Source organism: Gilliamella sp. Fer1-1 (genome assembly GCF_001690825.1).
In the GTDB taxonomy this organism is placed as follows: Bacteria; Pseudomonadota; Gammaproteobacteria; order Enterobacterales; family Orbaceae; genus Gilliamella; species Gilliamella apicola_C.
On sequence record NZ_LZGX01000109.1, the window covers coordinates 48376 to 57511 of the forward strand.

At 33.8% G+C, this 9136-nt stretch carries 14 protein-coding genes; 8 read left to right on the forward strand and 6 right to left on the reverse strand.

All coding sequences use genetic code 11. The annotated features are described in order from the left end of the window. The 5 genes from A9G28_RS12060 to A9G28_RS12080 form a co-directional block, all read right to left on the reverse strand. Entirely contained in the window at nt 1–336 is a 336-nt protein-coding gene (locus A9G28_RS12060; RefSeq protein ID WP_065580826.1) for an STAS-like domain-containing protein, read from the reverse strand. Nucleotides 337–342: 6 nt separating this feature from the next. Next, the gene (locus A9G28_RS12065) at nt 343–1473 is read right to left on the reverse strand and encodes a hypothetical protein (RefSeq protein WP_065580827.1); all 1131 of its coding nucleotides are present in this window, start codon (nt 1471–1473) and stop codon (nt 343–345) included. A 57-nt stretch (nt 1474–1530) separates the two neighbouring features. Then, complete coding sequence (locus A9G28_RS12070; protein ID WP_065580828.1) at nt 1531–1944, reverse strand: hypothetical protein; 414 nt, start codon at nt 1942–1944, stop codon at nt 1531–1533. An 85-nt stretch (nt 1945–2029) separates the two neighbouring features. Then, on the reverse strand, nt 2030–3274 hold the full coding sequence (locus A9G28_RS12075) for a BRCT domain-containing protein (RefSeq protein ID WP_065580829.1): 1245 nt from the start codon (nt 3272–3274) through the stop codon (nt 2030–2032). 14 nt (nt 3275–3288) lie between these two features. After that, nucleotides 3289–3645: a helix-turn-helix domain-containing protein gene (locus tag A9G28_RS12080; RefSeq protein ID WP_065580830.1), complete on the reverse strand. Its 357-nt coding sequence runs from the start codon at nt 3643–3645 to the stop codon at nt 3289–3291. Between the two features lie 119 nt (nt 3646–3764). Between A9G28_RS12080 and A9G28_RS12085 the strand changes: the two genes are divergently transcribed. The 6 genes from A9G28_RS12085 (at nt 3765) to A9G28_RS13940 (ending at nt 6227) form a co-directional block, all read left to right on the forward strand. After that, the gene (locus A9G28_RS12085; RefSeq protein WP_065580831.1) at nt 3765–4004 is read left to right on the forward strand and encodes a MerR family transcriptional regulator; all 240 of its coding nucleotides are present in this window, start codon (nt 3765–3767) and stop codon (nt 4002–4004) included. Nucleotides 4005–4203: 199 nt separating this feature from the next. Further along, entirely contained in the window at nt 4204–4548 is a 345-nt protein-coding gene (locus A9G28_RS12090; RefSeq protein ID WP_065580832.1) for a hypothetical protein, read from the forward strand. After that, nucleotides 4549–4764, forward strand: a complete 216-nt coding sequence (locus A9G28_RS12095; protein WP_065580833.1) for a DUF2732 family protein — start codon at nt 4549–4551, stop codon at nt 4762–4764. Further along, nucleotides 4764–4991, forward strand: a complete 228-nt coding sequence (locus A9G28_RS12100; protein WP_065580834.1) for a TraR/DksA family transcriptional regulator — start codon at nt 4764–4766, stop codon at nt 4989–4991. Before A9G28_RS12095 ends, A9G28_RS12100 begins: the two co-directional genes overlap by 1 nt. A 261-nt stretch (nt 4992–5252) precedes the next feature. Then, a complete protein-coding gene (locus tag A9G28_RS12110; protein ID WP_065580836.1) occupies nt 5253–6074 on the forward strand; it encodes a DNA adenine methylase in 822 nt (273 codons plus the stop codon). An 18-nt stretch (nt 6075–6092) separates the two neighbouring features. Continuing rightward, entirely contained in the window at nt 6093–6227 is a 135-nt protein-coding gene (locus A9G28_RS13940) for a hypothetical protein (protein WP_255307570.1), read from the forward strand. Here A9G28_RS13940 and A9G28_RS12115 read toward each other — a convergent pair. After that, nucleotides 6210–6482, reverse strand: a complete 273-nt coding sequence (locus A9G28_RS12115; RefSeq protein WP_065580837.1) for a hypothetical protein — start codon at nt 6480–6482, stop codon at nt 6210–6212. The genes A9G28_RS13940 and A9G28_RS12115 overlap by 18 nt on opposite strands. A gap of 62 nt (nt 6483–6544) precedes the next feature. On the opposite strand from A9G28_RS12115, the gene A9G28_RS12120 reads away from it, so the two are divergent. Continuing rightward, nucleotides 6545–8692, forward strand: coding sequence for a replication endonuclease (locus A9G28_RS12120; RefSeq protein ID WP_065580838.1), 2148 nt, complete (start codon nt 6545–6547; stop codon nt 8690–8692). 192 nt (nt 8693–8884) lie between these two features. Next, nucleotides 8885–9049, forward strand: coding sequence for a hypothetical protein (locus A9G28_RS13670; protein ID WP_176702154.1), 165 nt, complete (start codon nt 8885–8887; stop codon nt 9047–9049). The last annotated feature ends 87 nt before the right edge of the window (nt 9050–9136 follow it).

A 9136-nucleotide genomic window follows, 5' to 3' on the forward strand; every position in this document is an offset into this window, starting at 1 on the left:
TTAATTACCTATCATATGTTTTTCTTTAATTGCATCATTTACATATCCTTGAATTTCCTCTTTAAGAAGTGCGTCATCATTTGAAATAAGAGTTTTAACTAAATTTAATACGATATTCTTATCAATTCCTTTCCTAATAAGCCCACCAAATACTTCTTCTAAAAAAGAAGATCCATAACCGACAACCCCATCAAAATTAATTAAAATTTGGGAATTTTGTTTTAAAGCAGGTATTAGAACATCATCCCTAAATTCCTCACCACTTGCTGGTCCTAATCTCTTATATCTAGCTCCTGGAAAGGTACTAAAATCTTTAACATATAATATCTTATTCATAATTAATTATTCCTGTATTGGCATTGACCACTGGAGAATGGTTCCATTAATTGACGCAGGATTATTATAGCAACTACCTGCTATTGCCTCTTTTCCTTTATAAATAAAAACACCTCTATTAGAATGAACAACAAGCTCACTCCCTTCTGTTTTATCAATAAATGATTTTATATCATCTTTACCTTTTCCTCTATAAGATAATTCTGTCCTTGTCTCTCTAGCGACTTCTTTTTTCGTTTCTTTTACAAGCATTGATGCTTTAATATATAGACAATCTTTATTTAACTCTAAAAGTCCTTTAACTTTCCCAACTAGCAATTTAAAGATATGTTCACTCTGAGTCAATTTTAATGTATTAGGTATACCATGACCTTTGTCACAAACGTATAATTGTAATTCATTATCAATTCTAGCTAATATCATCCACCATTTTTTTAGCTGATTTTCATTTGGTAGTTTAATTTCATCCATATATGCATGTTCAATCGCATTAGCAATTGCTTCCATATAACTTTTATACATTCCTCTTGTATCAACTCCCATTTTTATTAATTCTTCAACTAATGGTTTTGTAATTGCTCCTTCTGTTTCATCACTACTAACATACTGCCAACATTTGACATACTTGCTAGAACAATCCGCATTATAGTTTAAACCTAGTAATTTATAAAAACCTAAGTGGCATAATATTGCATGAGGATCAAAAATTGAACTGGGGTTTTTTATAGGTTTTCTTACCTTAAACCGTAATTGTGGATATAAATGTCTAATATTATCTACGGTTGCAATCAAAAGAACACAAGCATCTGGATGAATTTTTGATGTTGCGCTAAAGTTGATCAAAATCTTATCTTTAGTTATTGCGCATTTTTTACTAAGCTTTTCTAGAGCCTCTATAAAACTCATCACAAGTGGTTGCATTTTCCCATGCCTTAAACTCATTACTTTAGGCGCGCTAATAGTCACAATAGAGTTCAAGTATTTCGAGCCTTTTATTTTTGCATTATGATAATGAGGCTTGCTATTAGAGCTATTTTTTAAATGTTTTTTTTCAACTGAAATCCAACGCCGACTTGTCTTTTTTAATAAACGGCGTAGCCAATGTTTTTTATGTTTACTAAAAACAAATTTCTTCATATCATATCTACTTTAATAATTTTTATTATTGAATTAACTAAATCATTAAAATCGTTTTTAATCACAAACCTCATCAATTCGAAAAGATACGAACATGGTTTTTTTATCATTAAATGTATAGCGATACACAAATTGAAGATCGTTATTTCGAAATAATGATACAAAGTCATTATTTTCACAGGCTCTTTTGTCGAAAATCATTTGCACATATAAGGCAAACATCTCTGGTGTGTACTTTTTACTGTTATCGTTATAAAGATAATCATAAATAATATATTGTCCATCAGCAGTGATATTTGCTAATGATGTTTCATCGTTTATTTTTATTGGAAATTGGCCATATTGTTTTTGGATTTGTTGTTTAGCAATTCGAGCCAGCTCTCTCGCCACGCCGTTGGGGCTAGCATAGCTCATTGAAGAAAATAACAAGAATAATGCAAGTGATAGAACTGTTTTAAATACTTTTTTCATATTTTATCTCCTATTCCTTAATTTTTATCAAGTTAACTTTTAATACATTAAATTTTTCACCGATTATTAGACAAAACTTTTTTAATCACTCCCCTAATAATATCTCACCAGTTTCTAAAAAGTTTAAGAAGTCGCTTTCATTCATGATGCTAATTCCCATTTCTTGTGCTTTTTCAATTTTGTTTTGGCTAGCATTATAACCTATGCACAATATTTGCAAGTTTTGAGTAACACTTTTTCTTACTGTTAGATCTTTTTCTTCTGCTAGTTCGATTAATCGTTTTTTATCAGATTGCTTAAACCCTGTAAAATGGACATCAAACGTTTCTTTTTTAGCTTTACTTTTTTTTCTTGAACTTCCAGCATTATTGCTAATTTGTAAAACTTGGGTTAAAAACTGTTTAATACTATAATCATGATAATTGTACTCAATGGTGGATATAATACGATCTACCTTAAATGTTCGGATTTCATCACGAACGGCACAAATACCAGAAAAATAGATTTCACTATGTTGGTTAATCAATACCTTATTTAAATTTAAAAGACGATAGCTAATATCATCATTTGCATCAGAATAAGAAAACTCAATATCTTTTGAACCTACCCACAAGGTTTTTAGTTTAGATTCAAAATTATCTTTTAAATATCGATCACGTTCTTTAGCTTTTTTCTCTTTTTCTTCTTCAGTTGGAGGAATGTAAGAAATACTTCTGACTGGATTCTGTTTTTTTTCTTTTTTTGCGTCAGCTTTAATTGCTTTTTTAACTTTGGATTTTAGAATTTTTTCAGGTGAGCTTTTAGATAATTTTGCTGTGCCAAAATTGATCGTATCTGAACTTGTTGTATCTTTTTGTTCAGTAATTTTTGGGGAATCATTGCCTTTTTCTACCTGTATAGAATTTGAAATATTAATTTTTGATATTAACTTGAATAAAATAAAGCGTATTGCTACGAAAAGGGCAGATGTTATTGAGGAAAAAAAAGAGATAACAATTGCAAATGATGGCAACAACAATGAAAATTTATTATTATCTTTATCAACAAATACAACGAAAAGAATTGATGTACAAAAAATTAAGAAACTAAAGCCACTAAATTTTAAAACCACTTTGTTGGTGCTTGTTATTAATTTTTTTACGGTCAAAAACAAAAAAGATACTAAAAACCCTAAAGCTGAAAAGAAAAATAAAACGACAATAAAAAGACCTAACATTATAGATTTTTCGTCGTAATTAGTTGCCAATGAAATAGAAAACACAAGTGTAAAGAAACAAACAATCATAAATAAAAACAGTTTTTTATCTGAAAATAGATGATTGTTTTTCATCCTTTAATCTCCTGTCAAATCAATTTAGCCTTTAATTCGTTAAACTCTTGATCGGTTATTGCACCCTTTTCTTTCAGGTTGGCCAGTCGTTCCAATTTTTCTAACATTTCATCTGTTAGAACGGCTTCTTTTGGTTTTTCATTCGGTAAAAATTCACCTTGACCATTCGCCAACCATTCTAATGTTGCTCCTGTTTCATCCATGCATCGCACAACCAAATCAGAAGGGAAAAAATCTCTTTTGTATCTCATAGACAAGGTGCCTGAACTGATATTTAGGTGTCTACATAAATCTAATTTAGTTTTAAAACCGTACGATTTTATTATTCGGTCTATTACTTTCCCACCACCACTTTCAAAATTTATACCCATATTCTTCCTTTAAGTTAGAAAAAAACATTGACTCTCTACTTAATAGAGATTATATTTAACTCAAATAGAGATTTCTCATATATAAACATACATAAACACAAAAATAGGAATAATGCACTATGACGCCAAGAATATCAATAGCTATTTCAGCGCCTTATGTCACTGTTGATGAATTTGCCCGTGTATCAGGCATGAATCCACGCACGGTAAAAAAATACATTAGTGAAGGCAAATTACCTATCCGCAAAAAACAAATCACAGGCAAGTACGACCGTTCATCAACCTTTATCAATATGGTGGCTTTAACCCTTGAGGGCGCTAAAGCGTTTAACCCTGAGTTAAATATTAAAGAGGAATAAACAATGAGCTATGCAGTCTATTTAAGCCCGAAATGCGCCGGCGTTTCGAAAACAATTTATATCAAAATCAATCAACATAACCAGAAAGGCTGGGTTGAGAAGTCGAACGGTAAAGTAATTAAGTTGCATAAAAAGTTAATGGCTAATTAAGTGAGCCTAGGCGCACTCAATCCTGGACATTGCAGGGGGAGGGGGTTACATGAACACAATGCAAAATAATCAAACTATAGAACCACGCAGTCTATTGCGTGAGTTTCACCAAATATTAAGCAATAAGCGCAGTTTAGCCCGTTCTGCTTTTAACAATTTAAAGCCTGGGCAAAAACGTTTACTGCTGAACGCATCAGGCATCGAGCCGCGCACAACAACGATTTATAACGTAGATAGTCAATTTACTCACACTTGGGAAATGAATTACGACAATTTAACAGATAACGAAATTGAAGATCTGAAAAAGGGTTTACGTCGGTTGCAAGCAATTATCGATGCATTCGCACTATGTGAAGAACAGGATTTTAAGAAAGAAACTAAAAAGGTGGCATAAATGAACATGACAACATTATCGGGAGATGCGTTATTGCAGGCTCTAAATCAAGCAAAAGAAGAAACTAAATCAGGGTTGTGCGATGTATTTACCGCAAAGCTTGAGCGTTTGGCGGTACATATCCGCACTAATTATCTAACACCCACCGAGTCGGCGGAGCTGTTAGAACAAGAGGCGGAAGCAATACGCAATCAGCATTATGAGAATCAGATCTGATGCGTGATGTTATCGACCGAGCCAATGACATTGCTCAATTAGAGCTTGATAACTTGATTGCAAAAAGAAAAGTTTACACCGGCAAATCATCACTTTATTGCTGTGAATGTGGCGAGCCAATACCAGAGGCAAGACGTGAAGCTGTGCCGGGTTGCAGTTTGTGTTTTGATTGTCAACAGTTAGAAGAATTAAAAAATGTAGGTAGAGGGAGAAAAATGAATGTTTGAAAAATTTATACACGCTGCGTACAAGAATTTTTACGTGGACGCCCAACTGTTTGAGTTGATTGCTGTTTATGGCGTTCGGGTGATTAGCGTTTTAAAAAGCGAGTCCGAGGCATTGGAGATCGGTGACACATTCACTATCACGTGCGATGACGCAGTAGTCATTTGCGAGGTTGATAAGTTACATAGCTCGGAAGTTGACGACTGCGTAACTACTATTAGGTTTGGATTTCGTTAAATCATAATTAATTTTTAGGAATAAAAATGCGTGTAGACAAGTCCTTTTTAAAATGGGTCGGCGGTAAGGGTCGGCTTATTCCTCAGTTATTACCTCACTTGCCAAGCGGCAAGAGACTAATAGAGCCATTTGTCGGTGCGGGTAATGTGTTTATTAATACAAATTATGATAGCTATGTATTAGCTGATAAAAACCGTGATTTAATTAATGTTTATCATTGGTTGCGTGATGATTTAGCGGGATTAATAAATACGGCTCAATCATTATTTGACAGTGACATCAATTTTTATGAGGTTCGCTGCCGATTTAATTGCAATATAACGCAACCATTCACGTTAGATCGTGCTGCGGAGTTTATCTATTTAAATCGCCATTGCTTTAATGGTATTTGCCGTTATAACCAGAAAGGCGAATTTAATGTACCGTACGGCAAATATAAAAAAGTTTATTTTCCAAAAACTGAACTAATCGCATTTAGCAATAAGCTGATCTCCCGACCAACTACATTAATAGCAGCAGATTTTAGAGCGGCGATCGAAACGGCCGATGCGGGCGATGTCATTTATTGTGATCCGCCGTACATTTCTGGCACTAAAAACGATATTTTTACCGGCTACACTCCTCATAAATTTAATTACCCAGTTACTAAATTGTTACGTGATTTGCTTGTTCATGCCGTTAGACGTGGAGCAACTGCGATCGTATCAAACAGTAACAACATAATAGTGCGGGGTATTTTTAGTGATTTCGAAATCTACGAAATCGACGCCCCGCGGTCAGTTGCGGCAAACGGCAATCGTCAGCCCGCAAAAGAAATTATTGGCGTGTTAACGCCGGATATGCTTTAACAATAAGGATGAAAAACCATGAAAAACAAACAAATAAGCAATAAAGCGCAAGCTAATGACAAACTTAAATATATTGCAAAATATGAACATAAATATGGCCGCACAGATGAAAGCGACCAGTTAAGAAAAACTATTTTAGGGATGAATAAATAAACTATCGTATTTATGCGGGGTTAAATCATCTTTATATAAATCGATAAGCCCCAAACGAGCAATACTTTGAACTAAATCCAAATATGAACCGAGGCCATAAGTTATGATTTTTCGATATACAACACCATCTTCATTTTGTATTCCAATAACCATTGGGTTGCCGCCAAGACCTCTTGCATCGACTAGTTCAATGATTTTGGTTATTTCACTATCAAGCTTACTAATTGCAACATCTTTAATGTATTTATCTTCCATATTGGCTACCTTTTGTTATGTGTTTTTAGAACAATATAGCATACAAAATTAGAAAAATTAACATGACATCAATCACGCAAAACCTACCATCAATCAGTAACAAGGCTAAATATGCCTTGCTTTCTGATATGCGTGATTATTATGAAAAAGTTGGGAAATTCTTACCTAATAAAGAAGTTATCAGAACACCATTTAATCCACATGCATTATCACCAAAAATGCCTAATGGGCTTTCATATAGTGAAATAAAATTATGGCAAGTAGATACCGAAGATCATAATTTTAGAGCTAATTATTTTTCTGGTTTGCCAGACTTTTTAAGTAGCTATTTTGCAAATAAATACATCAAATTATTTCAAACAAAAAGCCGAAAAGCCGCCAATACATTTTTGCGTAAAACACTTGGCGGTAATATTAAATCAAGGCTTGATTTGGTTAATAAACAATATGAATTTATTAAACCAAGTGCACTATCTATTGAATTTTCTGCTGAGTTTGAGAACTTGCCTACATTTGGCAGAGCGCGAATTGCTGAACTTAGTGTCGAAATAGCCCGTTATATAGATAAACTTATACAATACTTACTAGCTGATCATGAGTTTTGTTTATCTGCCAATGAAGTTAATCAGCTTGGGCTTGAGCATCAACTTTATAAATCTGTTTTAAATGAACTTGACGGCATCAATATCGTACCGCCCTACTTTGCCGATTATAAAAAGGGAAAATTAACAAATGAAAATATTGTCAAAGCGTTGACAAAATTAACCAATGAGGATTGGTGGTATAACAAGTTAAAAAACCGCCGAGATTTTCAGCATGAACATTTGTCCATTGCAGTTGGGCAAGTACAAAAGAAAGCTACTCCGTATGCTAGTCAATCTTGCCAATCAGAATGGAAGGAGCAAAAGCGACGCAATAAAAAATATTTAGAACAAATGGCAATTGAAAATGAAGAAACTGGCGAGCAAATACCCCTTGATTTGCAAGTCTATAAATCAATTGCTAACCCTGCCATTCGTCGTGCTGAGTTAATGACTCGTATGCGTGGTTTTGAAGATTTGGCTGATGAAATGGGTTATATCGGTGCTTTTATTACATTGACCGCCCCATCAAAATATCACAGCGCCTATTCAAAAGGTGGATTTGTCGAAAATTGGCAAGGTAATAATCCACGTGCAACTCAAACCTATTTGTGTAAAGTATGGTCAAGGATTCGAGCAAAGCTTAATCGTGAGGATATTAAGTTTTTTGGCTTCCGTGTTGCAGAACCTCATCACGATGGCACACCGCATTGGCATATTTTAGTTTTTATGCGTCCCGAAGATTTACAAACAGCGTTTAAAGTAATGTGGATCTATGCCATGGATGAAGACGGGCAAGAAAAAGGAGCGGCCAAAAACCGTTTTGAATTTACCATGATCGATAAAGAAAAAGGCTCAGCAACTGGCTACATCGCTAAATATATTTCTAAAAATATTGATGGTTATGCGTTGGATAATGAAGTAGATGATGAAACTGGCGAAAACTTAAAAGAAACAGCCAAAGCGGTAACTGCCTGGGCAAGCCGTTGGAAGATCCGCCAATTTCAACAATTAGGCGGTGCACCTGTTACCGTTTGGCGAGAGCTACGCAGATTAAGAAATCAAAAAGTAGAAGATAAAATTATTGATCCTGTTTTAGCATCCGCAGATGTTGGCGACTGGGCAGCATATACAAGCCACCAAGGCGGCCCTATGGTTTTGCGTAAAGATTTAAAGGTTAGGCTATCTTATGAAGAAGAACTAAATCAATATGAGGAAACCATTAAAAAAATAAAAGGTGTATTTTCACCGCTGTCAGGGCTAGCTTCGTTTATTTGCACCAGACTGATTAAGTGGAAAATAGTTAAAAAAGAAAAACCAAGCAAGGACCTTGACCTTAAAAAACGTGCGGCACGCACGCCTTGGAGTTCTGTCAATAACTGTACGCAGGTTAAAAAATCACCGCAGGACGATCAGCGTGAAGAAATTAGAAAACAATTAAAAATAATCGGCTTGCCCGATGATAATTTCACTATTAATAGACTTTATTTGCGAGAGAGTATAAAAATTAGTGAAAGTCAGTGGTTAAAATTAGATAACGCATTAGATGGTGTGCATCTCATCGTTAGCAATTCGCCAAGCCGATTTAAAAAGCCGATTAAAAATGATTTTGTTGAGTTTGATTTTTAGTCCAAATTTGATAACAACTGTAAAAAACTTTCAGGAGTCTATGCCGTTATATGGTACATAATCTTCATTAATTTATAATATTTTATATATTTAGTTGGTTGGTTAGATATTAATCACAAATTTTCAAATTTTTCTTGCTTAAATTTATCGTGCAAATATACTGCATAAAAAAACAGTAAAAGGGAATTGGATATGGATGAATTAGAAAAAGCAAAAAAAGTAGAAAGAGCTGAATTACTGATCCGTGTTATAACAGAATCCGAACATCTAACAGAAAGAGATAAGGATATTACACTGTTTTGGATTCGTGATTTGTTGGAGCCAATAAAAGAAAATTTAATTGGTAAAGAAAAATAAATTTTATTTATAATTAAGTTACCGATAATCATTAAATTAGTTAAATTTTTAGAGGTATGTATGAAAAAAATGATTTTAAGTTTATTA